The organism is Vibrio sp. SS-MA-C1-2 (assembly GCF_021513135.1).
Taxonomy (GTDB): domain Bacteria; phylum Pseudomonadota; class Gammaproteobacteria; order Enterobacterales; family Vibrionaceae.
In genome coordinates this window covers 1,894,612-1,912,045 of sequence record NZ_CP090981.1, presented here as the reverse complement: position 1 = coordinate 1,912,045, position 17,434 = coordinate 1,894,612, and the positions used below count along the sequence as shown (strand labels likewise).

At 36.8% G+C, this 17,434-nt stretch carries 15 protein-coding genes; 10 read left to right on the top strand and 5 right to left on the bottom strand.

Annotation, left to right across the window (positions count from 1 at the left end; translation table 11 throughout):
- Positions 1–626: 626 nt before the first annotated feature.
- Positions 627–818, bottom strand: a complete 192-nt coding sequence (locus L0B53_RS13125; protein WP_235060060.1) for a hypothetical protein — start codon at positions 816–818, stop codon at positions 627–629.
- A gap of 265 nt (positions 819–1,083) precedes the next feature.
- Between L0B53_RS13125 and L0B53_RS13120 the strand changes: the two genes are divergently transcribed.
- From L0B53_RS13120 to L0B53_RS13100, 5 genes are all read left to right on the top strand, one after another.
- Positions 1,084–2,334 (top strand): ABC transporter substrate-binding protein, encoded by a 1,251-nt coding sequence (locus L0B53_RS13120; protein WP_235060059.1) that lies wholly within the window; start codon positions 1,084–1,086, stop codon positions 2,332–2,334.
- A 544-nt stretch (positions 2,335–2,878) separates the two neighbouring features.
- On the top strand, positions 2,879–4,099 hold the full coding sequence (locus L0B53_RS13115; protein ID WP_235060058.1) for a NupC/NupG family nucleoside CNT transporter: 1,221 nt from the start codon (positions 2,879–2,881) through the stop codon (positions 4,097–4,099).
- 25 nt (positions 4,100–4,124) lie between these two features.
- A complete protein-coding gene (gene deoD / locus L0B53_RS13110) occupies positions 4,125–4,844 on the top strand; it encodes a purine-nucleoside phosphorylase (protein WP_235060057.1) in 720 nt (239 codons plus the stop codon).
- 55 nt (positions 4,845–4,899) lie between these two features.
- On the top strand, positions 4,900–6,252 hold the full coding sequence (gene guaD, locus L0B53_RS13105; RefSeq protein ID WP_235060056.1) for a guanine deaminase: 1,353 nt from the start codon (positions 4,900–4,902) through the stop codon (positions 6,250–6,252).
- A gap of 261 nt (positions 6,253–6,513) precedes the next feature.
- On the top strand, positions 6,514–7,149 hold the full coding sequence (locus tag L0B53_RS13100) for a Crp/Fnr family transcriptional regulator (protein WP_235060055.1): 636 nt from the start codon (positions 6,514–6,516) through the stop codon (positions 7,147–7,149).
- A 171-nt stretch (positions 7,150–7,320) separates the two neighbouring features.
- Here the strand turns inward: L0B53_RS13100 and L0B53_RS13095 are convergent, their stop codons facing one another.
- The 4 genes from L0B53_RS13095 to L0B53_RS13080 all read right to left on the bottom strand — a co-directional run bounded on the left by L0B53_RS13095 (position 7,321) and on the right by L0B53_RS13080 (position 11,019).
- Positions 7,321–8,232: a homocysteine S-methyltransferase family protein gene (locus L0B53_RS13095; RefSeq protein ID WP_235060054.1), complete on the bottom strand. Its 912-nt coding sequence runs from the start codon at positions 8,230–8,232 to the stop codon at positions 7,321–7,323.
- Between the two features lie 345 nt (positions 8,233–8,577).
- Complete coding sequence (gene dpaL / locus L0B53_RS13090; RefSeq protein ID WP_235060053.1) at positions 8,578–9,765, bottom strand: diaminopropionate ammonia-lyase; 1,188 nt, start codon at positions 9,763–9,765, stop codon at positions 8,578–8,580.
- Between the two features lie 171 nt (positions 9,766–9,936).
- Positions 9,937–10,320: a RidA family protein gene (locus tag L0B53_RS13085; protein ID WP_235060052.1), complete on the bottom strand. Its 384-nt coding sequence runs from the start codon at positions 10,318–10,320 to the stop codon at positions 9,937–9,939.
- 9 nt (positions 10,321–10,329) lie between these two features.
- Positions 10,330–11,019: a transcriptional regulator gene (locus L0B53_RS13080; RefSeq protein WP_235060051.1), complete on the bottom strand. Its 690-nt coding sequence runs from the start codon at positions 11,017–11,019 to the stop codon at positions 10,330–10,332.
- Positions 11,020–11,392: 373 nt separating this feature from the next.
- Here L0B53_RS13080 and L0B53_RS13075 point away from each other — a divergent pair, with 373 nt between their 5' ends.
- The 5 genes from L0B53_RS13075 (at position 11,393) to L0B53_RS13055 (ending at position 17,325) form a co-directional block, all read left to right on the top strand.
- Positions 11,393–12,211: an Asp/Glu racemase gene (locus L0B53_RS13075; protein ID WP_235060050.1), complete on the top strand. Its 819-nt coding sequence runs from the start codon at positions 11,393–11,395 to the stop codon at positions 12,209–12,211.
- A 170-nt stretch (positions 12,212–12,381) separates the two neighbouring features.
- A complete protein-coding gene (locus tag L0B53_RS13070; RefSeq protein WP_235060049.1) occupies positions 12,382–13,341 on the top strand; it encodes a DMT family transporter in 960 nt (319 codons plus the stop codon).
- Between the two features lie 199 nt (positions 13,342–13,540).
- The gene (locus tag L0B53_RS13065; protein ID WP_235060048.1) at positions 13,541–14,689 is read left to right on the top strand and encodes a M20 aminoacylase family protein; all 1,149 of its coding nucleotides are present in this window, start codon (positions 13,541–13,543) and stop codon (positions 14,687–14,689) included.
- A 407-nt stretch (positions 14,690–15,096) separates the two neighbouring features.
- Entirely contained in the window at positions 15,097–16,260 is a 1,164-nt protein-coding gene (locus L0B53_RS13060; RefSeq protein ID WP_235062252.1) for a Xaa-Pro peptidase family protein, read from the top strand.
- 84 nt (positions 16,261–16,344) lie between these two features.
- Positions 16,345–17,325 (top strand): DMT family transporter, encoded by a 981-nt coding sequence (locus L0B53_RS13055; RefSeq protein WP_235060047.1) that lies wholly within the window; start codon positions 16,345–16,347, stop codon positions 17,323–17,325.
- Positions 17,326–17,434 lie beyond the last annotated feature (109 nt).

The following is a 17,434-nucleotide window of genomic DNA, read 5'->3' as shown; positions in this document are numbered from 1 at the left end:
TAAACTATCAATGAGTTACTAGTTACGAAGTCACTTTAAAACAATGCTAGCAGACACTCTAGTAAACAAGAATAATTTTAAAGTTAAATAATCTTTATAGACAAGATGTAAACTGAAGATTCAAGTTCTCTAGGTATCCCCTCGATAATTGAAGTAGCTAGGATATTAACTACACGCCTTCGCCCTAATCATACTGATGAGACATCACTCGCTTCGAGTCGACTACCACTTCAATTATTTTAGGTATATGTTGCGGAAAGAAAGTTAATTTTAATTATTTTTGATCTTTTATTTGTGGATAGAAAAATCCTGACTATACTGAAATTATAGTGGTTAGCAGTGCTGTCTATCGTTGACGTCATGCGCTATTAAATTTTAACTTATCTCCCCGATAGGTTAAACAACACTAATTTGGCCATCGAGGATCGATGGCTTTTTTTTGTCTAAAATCCAGCCTAAATGGTTGATATTACAATCTAAATAAGCTCCCATCTTTAATAAAGCACAGTAAATACTTAAAACAATGGAAGTTAGTAGGCTAACTACATGATTGGTAAAAATAAGCGATACCAGCAACCCTTCATTTTTAAGCATAAAGCGTATAAACACATAAAGATTAACCTTAATTATGACTTCGCTTTAAAATGGTATTTTAATGAAATGATTAAGCAGAGTAAGAAAAATAGACCTGATGGTGTGCTTATTAATAGACTCCAATCAAACTGTTTAGTTTTTGGGCTATCCCAGAGATTAAAAAATAGTGAGAATAGCGCAATAATTGAACTAATTATGCCCCATAAATAAGCTTGTTTTCTCATTCTATATACCCTTATTTTATATGTTGATTTAAGTTCTAATTAAATTATACCTTAGAGCTTCAGCTATTAAGTCTATTTATTTTGTAACATTTGTAATCAAAATGGATAATAAGTAAAATATCAGTCTCAAAAACAGACATTAATTCAAACTTAAGTCACACTTTTATACAAATCTATTCTTTATCTTCTCATTTCTCCACTAGGATAAGAGAGGTAACCATATGTAAGACAAATAATATAATTGATAAAATAGAGAATCGAATTGATGAAGAATAAGATTGTTAAAGGAATGATAGCAGCTTCAACATTAATGGCTGCAAACGCAATGGCAGAAGAAATTACCGTTTGGGCGTGGGATCCTAACTTTAATATCGCTATTATGGAAAAAGCCGCTGAATCATATAAACAAACTCATCCTGATACCACATTTAAAATTATTGATTTTGCAAAAGCAGATGTTGAACAAAAACTACACACAATGCTAGCGTCTGGCGTAACCAGTTCTCTTCCTGATATTGTATTAATTGAAGATTATAATTCACAAAAGTACCTTCAATCATATCCTGGCTCATTTGCACCAATGACAGGTAAAGTAGATTACAATAACTTTGCCCCTTATAAAGTTAACTTAATGACCATTGATAAAGAGGTTTATGGCCTACCTTTTGATACGGGTGTTACCGGTTTCTATTACCGTACTGATATTCTAGCGCAAGCCGGTTTTGAAGCAAAAGACTTAGAAAATATCACGTGGAAACGTTTTATCGAAATCGGTCAGCAAGTGAAAGAGAAAACTGGCATTGAGATGCTGGGTAATGATCCATCAGATATGGGTCTGTTACGTATTATGATTCAAAGTGCCGGTTCTTGGTATTTTGATGAAAGTGGCAAATTGGACATTAAAGATAACAAAGCGCTAGCACTCGGTATTGAACGCTTTGCTCAACTTCATAGCACTAAAATTGCTCGCCCGACTGTAGGTTGGTCTGAGTGGGTTGGCGTATTAACAAAAGGTAATGTTGCAAGTATTACAGCTGGTGTTTGGATTACACCATCGGTAGAAGCTGCTCCAGATCAATCTGGCAAGTGGGCTATTGCACCTACGCCACGCCTTGATCTTCCTGGTGCTAAAAATAGTTCAAATTTAGGTGGCTCTAGCTGGTATGTGTTAAACAGCTCAGAAGAAAAAGATCAAGCGATCGATTTCCTAGCAAAAACGTTTGGTTCAGATACTGAGTTTTACGGTGAAATTCTTAAAGAACGCGGTGCGGTAGGTTCATATATTCCAGCAGGTACGACTGAAGCTTATCAATTCGAAAGCCCATTCTTTAATGGTCAAAAAATCTATGCCGACTTTAACAAGTGGGTTTCAGAGATCCCGAATGTAAACTACGGCATGTACACATATGAAGTAGATTCAGCCATTGCAGCTCAAATGCCAGGAGTAATCCAAGGTATGCCAGTAGAGAAAGCACTTCAAAATATCGAAGCTCAACTCAAATATCAAATTCGATAAATATTAATGACTTCATCTATACCTAAAGTAATTCAATTGGCTAGTAGATGGCAAATATGAAAGGTATATAACGAAAGAATTGATTATCAGCAGCGCAATAACTCTTCTCTGTTAACAGAGATTTGCTTATTGCGCTATTTCTCTCCTCCTAAAAACATTTATCCCCTTCTTATTTGAAGCCACTAGGTTGTTTTCTGTACTCGTTCACCCAACCATATAGAAAACCTAGACTCATGAGCCTCACTCATTTGTCGCCGACTAGCAACTCCAATTACTTTAGGTTATAGAACATTGATACTCATGTAAGTCTCCCTCATTTTCCGCCGACGAGCCATTCCAATGATTTTCTATATATCAAATTTAAATTTTATAGTTTCTAGGCTAGCTTTTTTGTTATAGAAAATAGCCTTACTACCATTAATTTTGTGATACATATCATACTACATTTCCATTATTGATAAGATAAGGAAAAATTTCCGCTTTTTCATTTATCAACAATGGTATCGTTTGCGTAACATTTTAAAGCCCTTTTTTGGAGTATTTCATGTCATTTGTCATGAGTTGTGTTGGAATATCAGTGTTATTGTTCATTGGATTTTTGCTGTCCGAGAATAAGAAATCTATTAATGTAAAAACGATTATTATCGCCCTGATTGCTCAAATTTCTTTTGGTGCATTTGTCATGTATGTACCACTCGGTCAAGCAATTCTACAAATGATGAGTGACGGTGTTAATCACATTATCAATTTTTCAAATGAAGGACTAACTTTTGTATTCGGAGATCTTGCTAATTATAAAGTCGGCTTCGTTTTTGTCATTAATGTTCTTTGTGTCGTTATCTTTATCTCTGCATTAATCTCTGTTCTTTACTACCTCAAAATTATGCAGTTTGTCATTAATCTTATTGGCGGCGTACTTTCTAAGTTATTAGGGACCAGTAAAGCGGAATCAATGTCTGCGACAGCCAATATATTTGTTGGTCCGATTGAAGCACCTTCGATGGTTCGACCATTAATTAAAAAGATGACTCGTTCAGAACTATTTGCCGTGATGACCGGAGGATTAGCCAGTGTTGCTGGCGGTACAATGATTGGTTACATTAATTTAGGTATCGATCCAAAATATATTTTAACAGCCTGTTTCATGACAGCTCCAGCTGGACTTCTGTTCGCTAAATTACTTTGCCCACAAACAGAACAAGAAAAAGTGACCAGTGAAATAGAAATTGATGAAGAAACCAGCCCTAAATCATTATTAGATGCGATCACAGATGGCTCGATTATGGGGATGAATCAAGTTGCAACAGTCACTGCTTTACTTATCTCTTTTGTTGCTTTAATTGCACTAGTAAATAGTTTAGTGGGTGGGATTGGCGACTTAATATCTATTGATGGTCTCAGTTTAGAACTCATTATCGGATATTTATTATCTCCTCTCGCTTTTTTAATGGGAGTTCCATGGAGTGAAGCTGTAACTGCAGCATCATTAATTGGTCAAAAAATAGCAATTAACGAATTCGTGGCTTACATCAATTTTATCGAGATAGCAGAAACATTATCACCAAAGACTCAAGCGATTGTTGTATTTAGTCTATGTGGCTTTGCCAACATCGGTTCTTTAGCCATGGTTATTGGTGGTCTTGGTGCAATGTGTCCGAATAAACGCCATATTCTTTCTGAAATTGGGCCCCGAGTCTTAGTGGCTGCAATTCTTGCAAACTTAATGTCAGGTACCATCGCTGGTGCACTTCTTTCATTCTCTTAAATATTCATATTAATAAGGATTAACTATGACAACTCCACATATTAATGCACCGCTTGACGCATTTGCTGATACCATTTTAATGCCAGGTGATCCACTTAGAGCTAAGTTAATCGCAGAAACATACCTCGACAATGTTGTTCAGATTACAGATGTCCGTGGTATGTTAGGTTTTACTGGGGAATTTAAGGGTCGAAAAATTTCTGTGATGGGACACGGGATGGGGGCACCATCTGCTTCTATCTACTTCCATGAGTTGATGACGACCTATAAAGTTAAAAACTTTATTCGAATCGGTAGTTGTGGTGCAATTCACGATGATGTGAAATTGAAAGATCTTATTGTTGCCATTGGTGCTTCAACAGACTCTAAAATGAATCGTATCCGTTTTAAAGACCATGATTTTGCTGCCACTGCAAATTATAATATGTTAAATGAGTGTGTTAATACATTAAAGACAACAGACATCAACTACCTCGTAGGAAATGTTTTTTCATCTGATCTATTCTACCGTCCAGATGAAGAGTATTACGATTTGATGGCTCGTTATGGCATTTTAGGTGTGGAGATGGAAGTTAACGCACTCTATACCGCAGCGGCAGAAAATAAATGTAATGCCGTTGCCTTATGTACTGTCACTGATCATATTAAAAACCACCAGCATTTAACTGCGGATGAGCGTCGAACTGAGCTTCATGAAATGATTAATGTGGCATTGAATGTAGCATTAAAACTACCCACTGAATAAAGACTAATTTGAGGCCAATTTTTATTGGTCTCTTTCTCATTTATAGAGGCAAGTGATGAATATAAAAAAAGGCATCGTCGGTAAGATCTTTCATTGTCCGATCAAAGGCGAGTTCAAATACTATGAAAATGGGTTAATTACTATTGATCAGCACGGTAAAATTTCTGACATTCTTCAACCTTCAGACCCTAATTATTCAAATACACTTTCTCTTTTGAAAAAAAATGACTGTTTGCAACAATTAACGGCCAAGCAATATTTATTGCCCGGGATGGTTGACCTACATATTCATGCTCCGCAATGGCCTCAAGCTGGTAAAGGATTAGACCTTCCTCTCAATGAATGGCTTGACCATTACACTTTTCCTCTAGAACATAAATTTAGTGATAGAACATTTGCGGAACAATACTACCCTCACCTTGTTAAAACTTATTTAGCGAATGGCACAACAACTGCAGCTTATTTTGCGACCATCGATACGCCATCATCTCTTTACTTAGCCGAAACGTGTATTCAACTTGGTCAACGTGCATTAGTCGGTAAAGTCTCCATGGATGACCAAGAGATGTGCCCTGATTATTATGTTGAAGAGAGTGCAGCACACTCAATTCAACAAGCTGAGAACTTTATCCAAGCTTTAGCGCAACTTCCGAATAACAATCACCTTGTCGAGCCAATCATTACACCTAGATTTATCCCAACCTGCACATTAGAAGCATTAAAAGGTTTAGGGGATTTAGCGAAAAAATATCAATGTGCCGTTCAAACTCATGCATCTGAAAGTGATTGGGCACGAGATTTCAGTAAAGAAAAGTATGGTAAAACAGACATCGAAATCTATGATCAAGCGGGTCTGCTTGGTGAGAGAACTATCTTGGCTCATTCTATATTTTTAACCGATTCTGATCTTGAAACCATCAAGAAAAAAGGTGCCGGTATTGCACATTGTCCAAGATCAAACATCTACTTTGCAAATGCAGCGCTTCCACTACGTGAATATTTAGATCAAAACATTCATTTAGGCTTAGGCTCAGATATTGCAGGAGGCCCACTACCTTCTCTGTTTATGGCTTGTTCAGATGCAGTACTTCATTCTAGAGCAAGGGAATGTGGAACAAATACAAAATTACCTCCTGAAATTAGAGGTGAGGCAGAGAGCCGTGTCTCATTACTTGAAGCTTATTGGATGGCAACTACCGGTGGTGGAGAACTCTTAAAGTTGCCCGTCGGTCAATTTAAAGCAGGTTATTGTTTTGATGCTTTGGTCATTGATACTGATGTGGAAGACTCTAACTTATTAATCTGTCCAGAGTTAGACTCACCACAGGATACACTAGAAAAAATCATCACTCATACCACGAGAAGTAATATTCGTCATATTTGGGTTGATGGTGATAAAGTAAACTAAACTGACTTATCATTCAATACGTTCAATCTAGCAAGTAATCAAATAGGTTTTTATCCCCTTCTTATTTGAAGCTGCTAGGTTGTTGACGGCATTCATTCGCCCCAATCATATAGAACATCTATACTCATGGGGTCTCTTTCACTTATCGCCTACTAGCAACGCCAATTACTTTGGGTATATTAGATTGCTTGCTCTTTTTATTATCGCTTTTTTTTATAAAACCATTACCATATAACTACCTAAAATAATGTAGTGATGAAAATGGATCTGTTTAGAAAATTAATTTTAGAGCTTAATTTACCTAAAATCTCTTATGTAAAAAATGAGCTTCTTTTACAGCAATCTTCGCCAATTAATTCCTTACTATTCTGTCAAGATGCCGATTTAACCATTTACCATATCAATGAGCACGGTAAAGAGTTCATTTTAGGCATTGATACTCATTATGTTGGTCCTTTAGGTGAAATGGAGTTCTTTCAGCAGAACCCATGTTCCACATTAAATGTTAAAGCCAATAAAGCTGGATATCTTTACAAAATACCAAAATTAAAGTTACAGGAATTATTAAGACAGAATCCCGATTTAGCTATTCTACTGCTAGAAACTATTTCTACAAGATATAATAAAAATGTGACTAAGTTAATGAATAACATTACGTTATCGGCAAGAATTAATGTCATTGAGCAAATTTTAGAATTACATCAATATGCTAATAACGATTTATTTAAGATCCCAGTCACTTTAAAAGCGAAACAATTAGGCGTAACAACACGGTGTTATCGTCAAATATTACAAATTTTAGAAAAAGAAAATAAACTCATCAAAGAAGGAAATGAGTTTAAATTAATCAATGAAAAAGCACTAAAAGAAGAAGTGTTGTATACGGAGAATATCTAAATAGAGGCAAACAGCCTCGTCACATTAAGTGTCACGAGGCTTATTATTAAATATATATACCTAAAATAATTGGCGTTGCTAGTAGGCGGCAAGTGAGTGAGGCCAAATGAGTATATCTTAGTTCTATGTTTAGGGTGCTAACAACCTAGTAACTTCAAGATATCCAATTCATTATAACTCTTCAGCTAGACTCTTTATATGTTTAGGTGTAATGCCACAACATCCCCCAATAATCGTTGCACCAGCCGCTTGCCATTGTTTAGCAAAATCTAAATAGCGCTGAGGCGTTAAATCGGCTCTTAACTCTGACAATCCTTCATTTGCGGAAATATCGTCAGCTTGATCTAAAAAGCTATTGGCATAAACACCGATTTCAATCTCTTCATTTTGATAGTAAGTCGACGCCTCAACAATCGCATTTTCCATGACTTCAGCACAACTACAATTAAAGAGTAACGCTGAAATAGATTGACTTGGAAGGAGCTTCAACGCATCACTAAGTAGCTCACCAGAACGGAGTTTTGTTGTCGTTTGATTTTCTAAAACGTTATTGACTGCCAGTGGAGAGAGATCATCATCAATAGAAAATGAGAGCCAAATAGGTTTATCTATATTTTTTAGCTCATTGATAGCAAATAAAGCTTCTTCAATAGAAGAAACCGTCTCAATGATAAAAAGATCCACATACTCTTTTTGATTTTCAATTAATGTTGCCAGAATCTCTTTAGCAACCAACTTATCAAAAAGCGCTGGTGAATATGAGCCAAACAGAGGTGGAATAGAAGCTGCAACGCTAATGTTTTCACCTTTATCAGCAGATTTCCGTGCCAATTTAGCCGCTAATTGACACAACGCGGCACCTTTTTCTTCAAATCTTTCTTGACCAATATGAAAAGGGACAACGGCATAAGCATTAGTGGTTATTACCTTTGCACCCGATTCCACAAATTCATCGTGAGCTTTTTCCACGTAATGTGGCGCTTCCATTAATGCTAAAGCTGACCACTCTGGCTGAGCAAACGGTGCTCCCATACGTTGAAGTTCTCGTCCAAGACCACCATCTAAAATTGTTACATTAGCCATTCTAACGTCCTTTGTTATTATTGTTTTCTATAAAAAATCGTCTAAATCTATTGAATATCTTTTTTATCATACAATTTTCTAAATTAACATATGAATATACCTAAAATAATTGGCGTCGATACTAGGCGGCAAGTGAGTGAGATCCCATGAGTATCGATGTTCTATATGATTGGGGCGAATGAATGACGTCAACAACCTAGCAGCTTCTAGTATGAAGGGGATATAAGATTTGCCGTATACAGAAAAGCCACTAAGAAACTAGTAATAACATAGGCTTCTTAATGGCTTTTTTTAAACGAATTAACAATCAATTATAATTATTTTTCAGTTAGCTAATTTTATCAATTAACTTTCTAAAGGTAATAGTCCTTCCCAAACCACTTTACGATAACGATCCGCATTAGTATCGCCTTCAGTATTAAAAATTAATATCGTAGAGTCACTATTTAAACCAATCGACTTAGCAATCTCTTTTCCTTTCTCTGTTGTCGCTAAAAGATAGAGTAATCCCATATTAATCGCACCGGACTCACCACTAATAATCGCTGGGTCACCTTTTAAAGGATTACCTAAAATACGCATTCCCGTTGCTGAAACCTGATCAGTTACAGACGCAAATAATGAAGAACAATCACGAAGTATTGGCCAAGTTATAGGGTTAGGTTCACCACAAGCTAAACCAGCCATTATCGAATTCAGATCCCCCTCAACACTAGTCATTATCCCCTGCTCACTGCTACCAGAACGCAAAATACAGTTTGCAGCTTCAGGCTCAGAAATAACCGCTTTAAAGGTAGATGGGCCTAATGTATCAGAAAAATATCCTAAAATACCGCCCGCCATTGCACCAACACCAGCTTGCAGCATAATATGGCTCGGAGAGTTAAAATCGCCTTCTGAGATTTGCTCAATAGCTTCATCTGCCATCGTCATATAACCTTGAGAAATCCAAGTAGGGATCTCTTCATAACCTTCCCAAGCAGTATCTTGTACTAAGGTCCAGTTATTCTCATCCGCTGTTTTACTTGCTAAACGAACCGTATCATCATAATTAACATCTGTAACAATACATTCAGCACCTAAGCCACGAATTCGCTCAACACTCACTTGTGAAGAGCCTTTTGGCATATAAACAACCGCTTTTTGTCCCATTTCTCTCGCAGCCCAAGCAACACCTGTACCGTGATTACCTGCAGTTGCAGTGGTGAAAACTAACGGTTTGTCTAATTTAGCGGCAACTGTTTTTAAATCAATTTCAGAGATATCAACATCTAAAAAGTTCGCTAATAAACGACCTAAAGCGTATGAACCACCAAGAACCTTGAATGCATTTAAACCAAAACGATGAGATTCATCTTTTATTAAAATCTCTTTTACACCTAACTGTTTTGCTAAATTTGGCAACGAGACTAATGGTGTTGCTTGATAAGCCTCAATTTGCTGATGAAAAGATCGTGCTTTTTTTGCTAATTTATTATTAAAAATAGGTGAAATTTCGCCAGTATAAAAACTATTCAACTCTGCATTAAGCATAATACGTCCCTTTAAAAATGGTTATATACCCTTCTTACTTGAAGTTGCTAGGTTGTTGGCTGTATTCGTTCGCCCCAATCATAGAGTACACCTATACTCATGGGGCCTCACTCACTTGCCGCCTACTAGCAAGTCCAATTACTTTAGGTATAGATGGTTCAATCTCTTTATTTACTTGATATAAGCAATCGCTTCAATTTCAACAAGTGCGTCTTTAGGTAAACGTGCAGCCTCGACACAAGATCGTGCTGGTGCTACATCTTCACCAAAGATTTCAGTATAAACCTCATTAAATGCAACAAAGTTTTCCATATCGGATAAGAAACACGTCGTTTTTAAAACTGAATCTAAACCCGCTCCACTCTCTTCCAATACGGCTTTTAAGTTTGCTAACGATTGATATGCTTGCTCTTTAATGCCACCTTCAACAAATGCCATCGTTTTGGGATCTAATGGTAATTGGCCAGAAGTGAATACCATATCTTTAAAAATCAACCCTTGAGAATATGGACCAATTGCCGCAGGTGCTTGCTCTGTATGTATTAGCTTTTTCATTTCAATTCCTTATGTTATTAATTCAGATTTAAATTCACGAATATATTTATAAATAGCATGGCGTGTGATCCCTAAATGAGCAGAAACCATCGCCGTTGACTCTTTCAATTCAAAAATACCATTTTGAAATAGGATCTGAGTAATTGTCTTCTTTCTACCCTTAATTGTGACCGTTGGATCGTTATCAACTTCTTCAACGGCTTGTTCTAAAGCGTGTTTTATAATCTCTGTCGTTGATGAACTAAAGTTCTCATTAATGGTGACAGTGGTAGTAGAGCTATCAGGCATTAATGTTTTCATTATTTCTGGAAATGGGTGAGATAAATTAATATTGACACAAAACAGGCCAATTGGCTTACCTGCAACATCAGTCAACATACAGGTCGTTGACTTTAATAAGCGACCATCTTTTGTATGAGTAAAGTAGCTATTTAAAGACATTTCACCTGTAGACTCAATTTGACTTAACATTTTTAAGCCAACATCTGTAATCGGTGATCCTACCTTACGACCGGTATGGTGCCCATTAACAATCTTAACCACTGAACGTTCTAAACTCTCAAATGAATGAATAACGATCTCACAATGAGGACCAATTAATTCAGCCATGGTTTCAGCCACTCTAAAATGAGTAGCTAATGACAATTTATCCTGCTCTGTAAATGTTCCATTAAATACGCTAAATTTCGTCTCTTTCATTTCAGTGCAATATAGTGAACTTTTGGTGTACCCATTGTAACTGATGAATATAAAAAAACAATTAAAAATAGAAGTAAAAATAAAAAATGTTAACTATAAGAAGGGTGTTAAAATATAAACAACATAAGAATAACCATTGGATCACATGAAAAACAATAAGTTAAAAGCAAAAACGACCAACAAGATAGCAGTTAACTCAATGGCATCCAAACCAACCAATAGTAAACAATATGTAACCATGAGACTCAGGTCACATTATTTAACTATACTTATAGTTATTATACTGACAACAAAATTTAATAATAATTAAACATAAATAATTCAAATAGGTTGACGACAGACCTTTTATTAAAAAGTATAAAACAAGGATGTTATGATGACGACTGATTGCCTAGCTCCTTCAATGATTAATAATATTGAAGACTTTAAAAAATTTGAGTACCCATTAGCACATAAACAAGAAGAGCGAATAAATCGCGTACATATTGGTTTAGTTCAACTTAGTACTGATCACTCTTTAGAAATGGATTGGGCTAAACTACTTGGTACTCAAGCCGGCATGTTCAGTTCTCGTGTTTATTATAGTAGTGAGATGACCCCAGAAGCCTTAGATAGAATAGCGACGGGGATTAGTGACGCTTCAGATCTTATTGCAACAGGCCTTCCTATGGACGTGATGGCGTTCGGTTGTACATCGGCTTCGATAGTGATTGGTGAAGGAAAAGTCGCCAGCTTGTTAACAAAAAATCGTGGGAATATTCCAGCGACAAACCCATGGACAGCCGCACAGTCAGCATTTAAACACCTAAATGCTAAGAAAATAGCGATTTTCTCTCCTTACCCTACCGATGTTAATTTCCCGTTATATCAACAATTGACTCATGCAGGTTTTGACGTGGTTGTATTAGGTTCATTAGGAATAGAGAAAGATACTGACATTACAACAGTATCTAAAACATCAATGTTGACCGCTCTTGGTGAAATTCTGCCTAACTCTGGAGCCGATCTCGTCTTTATGTCTTGTACCAACTTAAGAGTGCTTGATCATATAGAAGAAATTGAACAAAAATTTAACCTCCCTGTTGTTTGCAGTAATTCTGCTATGTTTTGGCATGCAATGCATTTAGCTGGTAAAAAAGCCCATTGTCCGGGATATGGAACCTTACTAACAGACACATCAAAAATAAAATAAAGAGAACAAATCATTCAATCATACCTAAAGTAATGGGAGTGACTAGTAGACGGCAACTGCGCGAAGCCTCATGAGTATAGATATACTATCTGATTGAAGAAGCAAATAACGCCAACAACCTAGCAACTTCTAGTAATAAAGGTATCAATAAAATAATAAAAGGAATTACCATGGATAACACAAAAAAAGGTTGGGCTGCGGCTATATTTATTGGTTTACTTTGGGGTATACCATGGATTGTTGGTACGCCCATTCTTGAAGTCATGGATGCAAAAGTACTTGTTTGGTTACGCTATACAGTCGCATTTATTACATTAGGCCTAGTCTTTAATATTGGCTTATCGACTGGAAAAATGAAAAAGAAGACTGACTTTAAGATCAATTGGCAAAATCGTTCTGACGTATTCTGGACGGCTGCTTGTGGTATTATTGGACAAGGTGCTTTTAGCTTCTTATCATTTTTATCACTTGATTATATTACCGCATCTGAAAATGGCGTAATACAGGGATTAATTCCAATTCTAATTTTAACTGTTGGCTTCTTTCGTCATAATGCACGATTTACTCTATTACAAATTGGTGCTGCCGTTGGTGCATTTATCGGTGTTGCTATTCTTGTTATGGACCCAAACTCAGAAACAAATGGATTTAATATTGGTCACTTAATTTGTTTAGGAAGTGCCGCTAGTTTCTCATGTACTGCTTATGCTCGTGCTAAATTAGCAGAGAAATATGGTTCTGTTGCAACCATGTTCCATCAGTTTATTTTTGCTTCATTAGGGTTTGGTATCTACCTACTCTTCTCTGGTGCAGACTTCTCATCAGCACTAAATGTATTTAGTTCTCCATTACGCATTTTATGTATCGTGATCCTTGGTGTGGGTATTTCTGGTACAAGTTACTTAATTTATATCTTTGCGATGGAACGTGTTGGTGTAGATGGTACTGGTATGGCACTTAACTTAATGCCTTTATCATCATTTGTTCTTGCTATATTTGCCTTAGGTGAAGCGGTAACACCAATGCGGTTACTTGCTATTGTTGTTGTTATTGGGTCGATGGTGCTATTTATGAAGTTTGGTAAACCTGCTGAAAAAGCGTCAAAACCAAAACTTGCTACAGAGATATAATGAGATTATACCTAAAATAATTGGCGTTGCTATTAGGCGGCAAGTGAGTGAGGCCCCATGAGTATAGGTGAATTATATGATTGGGGCGAACGAATGCAGCCAACAACCGAGCAACTTCAAGTATGAAGGATATAAAGCGAATAAAGATCGTTCCTCTTTATTTGCTTGCGTTTATTAAATAGAGAATAGAGAAACTAACATGGACATTACACAAGAAGTTATTAATTGGCGTCACCATATTCACAAAAACCCAGAATTTGGATTTGAAGAGGTTTTAACTTCTGAGCTAGTTGCAGATAAACTTGAAAGCTTCGGAATAGAGGTTCATCGTAATATCGGAAAAACAGGTGTGCTTGGCATATTGAAATGTGGTGATAGTCGTCGCTCTATTGGATTAAGAGCTGATATGGATGCGTTACATATCGAAGAGCAAAATTGTTTTAGCCACGCCTCAGTTAACAAAGGTGTTATGCATGCTTGCGGACATGATGGTCACACAGCGATGTTACTTGGTGCAGCTTATCAACTTTCACAAACTCTAAACTTCGATGGTACTGTTTACTTTATTTTCCAACCATGTGAAGAGCATGGGCTTGGTGCTAAAGCCATGATCGAAGATGGTTTATTTACTAAATGGCAGATTGATGAAATTTATGCAATGCATAATTTACCTGGTATCCCAGCCGGTCAATTTGCCACTCGTCCCCACTCTCTGATGGCAAGTGAAAGTAGTTTTGAAATAGATGTCATTGCTACAGGTGGTCACGCAGCTATGCCTCATATGGGTACAGATCCAATTGTTGTCGGTGCTCAAATTGTCACTGCAATGCAAACGATAGTATCAAGAAATTTAAGTGCCATAGATGAAACAGCCGTTATCTCTGTCACGGAGTTTGCAACAAATGGTACTGTCAATGTCATTCCATCACAGGTTAAGATAAAAGGTGATACTCGAAGCTTCACCGATCAAGCACTTCATAAAATTGAAAAAGCCATTGAACGTGTTGTCGCGGGTCAATGTATGTCTGCTGGTGTTGATTATAAGTATCAATTTACAAACACCTTCCTATCCACGATTAACACACCAGAAGAGACAGCAAACGCAGTGAAAGCCGCTGAAAAAGTCGCTGGCAAAGAGAATGTTAATGGCGCGTGCCAACCGTTTACTATTAGTGAAGATTTCTCTTTTATGTTAAGGGAAGTTAAAGGTTGCTATATCTTAGTTGGAAATGGCCAAGGAGAGTGTGGTGGCACGGCTCTGCATAACCCTAAATATGACTTTAATGATAATATTTTAATGCCCGGTGTGAACTATTGGCAAACACTCGTAGAGCAACAACTAAACTAATAAATAAAAAATAGTTAACCGCAGAGGTGTTCATGCATCTCTGCGGTTTTTTATTTCACCATTAAAATTATTTAACTTGGTGACAAACATGAACAGTACAGATAGTCAACTAAAGTTAACCAAAAATGGCTAATGTAGAAATTAATACTAAAATTAAAAATAGTTAACTTATCAGACCACTTACACCCCGCAGAAAATAGAAGAATAAATCTAAAAAACAGCAGATTAGAGATTACAGCCTCACTTTAAGAGTAATCACCCACACCAAAAGTAAACTAAAGTTAACCGTGAGATGAAGGTCACATTATTTAACTAAGAAATGAATTAGTATAATTTCCATCAGATAATAATTATTAATAACCACTTTTTATATAACTTAAATCATAACGACAAGGATGATTAACATGATAAATGATTACCTACAACGTGGCTTTGAGATTTCTGAATTTGAAAATAGAACAGCTCGAGCTCAAAAAGTCATGCACGATAAAAATCTCGATGCGATGATATTTACTACTGAGCCTAACGTTCGTTATTTTACCGGCTTCCATACTCAATTTTGGCATAGCCCTACTCGTCCTTGGTTTGTGATCATCCCTGCTGAAGGTAAACCTATTGCCATCATTCCTGAGATTGGTGCAAGCGGTATGGCATCAACATGGGTAGATAATATTATCACATGGCCATCACCACGCCCTGAAGATGATGGCATTAGTTTAGTCGCCAGTGCATTAAACTCATTACCTTGTCGTCATGGTCGTGTCGGTGCAACTCTCGGTATAGAGTCACACTTACGTATGCCAATTAATAATTATCTCGCCTTAACAACCATGGTTAAAAAAGAGTTTGTTGATGTTTCTTTAGAAATGCATGGTCTTCGTCAAATCAAATCTCAAGCAGAAATCGAAAAAACGCGTGAAATCTGTCGTATCACTAATATCGGTTTTAATAAAATCCCTGAATATGCAAAAGCTGGTATGACTGAGCGTGAAATTTGTAAACAATTCCGCGTTGATATGTTATTAGCAGGTGCTGATGAGTGCCCATATATCATCGCAGGTTCAGGTCCTGATGGTTATGACAGTATTATTATGGGTCCAACAGACCGTATTATTGAAGACGGTGATGTCTTAATTATCGATACTGGTGCTGTTCGTGATGGTTACTTCTCAGATTTTGATCGTAATTGGGCTTTTGGTCATGCCAGTGAGCAGACTAAAGCTGCTTATCGAGCAACGTATGAAGCAACAACCAAAGGCTTTGAAGCAGCAAAACCCGGCGCAACAACAACTGATATTTATAACGCTATGTGGGGTGTGTTAGAAGCAAATGGCGCTTTAGGTAATGATGTCGGTCGTCTTGGTCATGGTTTAGGTATGGAGTTAACAGAACGTCCATCAAACACAGCAACTGATAACACACTACTGGAACCCGGAATGGTATTAACATTAGAGCCTGGAATGGTTTATGCTCCGGGCAAATCGATGGTTCATGAAGAAAATATTGTTATTACAGAAAATGGTGCTGAATGGCTATCTGAGCGTGCCGAGCCTGAACTAATCATTCTTTAATCAATAAATTTCCAAAAATCATAGCTGTTTATTATAGAAAATGAATAAACAGCTAAAAATCATAATAAAAATATAAGGATATGTATGAACACAAGTAATAAGAATGTATTTTTGGGTTGGGTTGCAGCGATTGCCGTTGCCGTTATTTGGGGTGTAACCGGTGTTGTATCCAAGCCTTTATCAATGGCTGTCGACCCAATGACTTTAGTCTTTTTTAGATATGTCACTGCGGTTATTGGTCTTTCCATTATTTTCTTCTTTACATCGAAAAGTGAAAGTCTAAGTAAGGATTTAGGGGGTAAACTAAAAATTGAAAAGCAAGATTATTTGAAAATAGCTTTCTGTGGCATTGTTGGACAAGGTGTCTTTTCTCTATTCAATTTTTTATCATTGTCCCATATTGGTGCAACAGAGAATGGCGTCATTCAAGGGATGCAGCCTTTTGCAACTGTCTTCTTTGGCATGATGTTCATGAATTTCAAAATGAATAAAGTTCAATGGGGTGCATTTATTGCTTCTGCGGTGTGTATCTACGCAATGAGTGTTGGACCAACAACTCAAATTGAAGGTGGTACTCCAATCCTTGGTTATGTTTATGTAACTTGCTCTATGCTTGCTCTTGCTTGGACAGCTCATTTACGTGCCAGTCTTGCAGATAAGTATGGTTCTGTTGTTTCAATGTTATTCCAGTACATCTCTGTAGCGGCATTGGGTATCATCGTTGTATTTGCCATGGATTTGGATCTTTCCCAAATCAATATTATCTTATCAAGTCCTTTATTAATTGGTTTACTTATCTTCTTAGGTACAGGTATCTCAGGGGGTAGTTACTTAGTTCAACTCTATTCATTCAAACAAATTGGTGTAGAGAAAGCCACAATGGCACTAAATTTAATGCCATTAGTTGGTTATGTTGTCGCTGTTGCTACACTAGGTGAAGAACTACACTTTGGTAAAACCATTATTGTTTCTCTGATTGTAGTCGCATTGTATGTATTCACTAAATATGAATCGAAAACAGAGACAAAAGAAGAGAAAAAAGCATTAGAAACCAGTAACGCTTAATTATCTTTATTTAATTAATCTTCCCAGCACAATAATCAGTCGCCTTCTACTTCTATACCTAAAATAATTGGCGTTGTTAGTAGGCGGCAAGTGAGTGAGCCCCATGAGT

What these genes read in the sequence shown, in the direction of transcription:
- L0B53_RS13125 (WP_235060060.1), bottom strand. Translation starts at nt 818, where the DNA reads ATGAGAAAACAAGCTTATTTATGGGGCATAATTAGTTCAATTATTGCG.
- L0B53_RS13120 (WP_235060059.1), top strand. Translation starts at nt 1,084, where the DNA reads ATGAAGAATAAGATTGTTAAAGGAATGATAGCAGCTTCAACATTAATG.
- L0B53_RS13115 (WP_235060058.1), top strand. Translation starts at nt 2,879, where the DNA reads ATGTCATTTGTCATGAGTTGTGTTGGAATATCAGTGTTATTGTTCATT.
- deoD (WP_235060057.1), top strand. Translation starts at nt 4,125, where the DNA reads ATGACAACTCCACATATTAATGCACCGCTTGACGCATTTGCTGATACC.
- guaD (WP_235060056.1), top strand. Translation starts at nt 4,900, where the DNA reads ATGAATATAAAAAAAGGCATCGTCGGTAAGATCTTTCATTGTCCGATC.
- L0B53_RS13100 (WP_235060055.1), top strand. Translation starts at nt 6,514, where the DNA reads ATGGATCTGTTTAGAAAATTAATTTTAGAGCTTAATTTACCTAAAATC.
- L0B53_RS13095 (WP_235060054.1), bottom strand. Translation starts at nt 8,232, where the DNA reads ATGGCTAATGTAACAATTTTAGATGGTGGTCTTGGACGAGAACTTCAA.
- dpaL (WP_235060053.1), bottom strand. Translation starts at nt 9,765, where the DNA reads ATGCTTAATGCAGAGTTGAATAGTTTTTATACTGGCGAAATTTCACCT.
- L0B53_RS13085 (WP_235060052.1), bottom strand. Translation starts at nt 10,320, where the DNA reads ATGAAAAAGCTAATACATACAGAGCAAGCACCTGCGGCAATTGGTCCA.
- L0B53_RS13080 (WP_235060051.1), bottom strand. Translation starts at nt 11,019, where the DNA reads ATGAAAGAGACGAAATTTAGCGTATTTAATGGAACATTTACAGAGCAG.
- L0B53_RS13075 (WP_235060050.1), top strand. Translation starts at nt 11,393, where the DNA reads ATGATGACGACTGATTGCCTAGCTCCTTCAATGATTAATAATATTGAA.
- L0B53_RS13070 (WP_235060049.1), top strand. Translation starts at nt 12,382, where the DNA reads ATGGATAACACAAAAAAAGGTTGGGCTGCGGCTATATTTATTGGTTTA.
- L0B53_RS13065 (WP_235060048.1), top strand. Translation starts at nt 13,541, where the DNA reads ATGGACATTACACAAGAAGTTATTAATTGGCGTCACCATATTCACAAA.
- L0B53_RS13055 (WP_235060047.1), top strand. Translation starts at nt 16,345, where the DNA reads ATGAACACAAGTAATAAGAATGTATTTTTGGGTTGGGTTGCAGCGATT.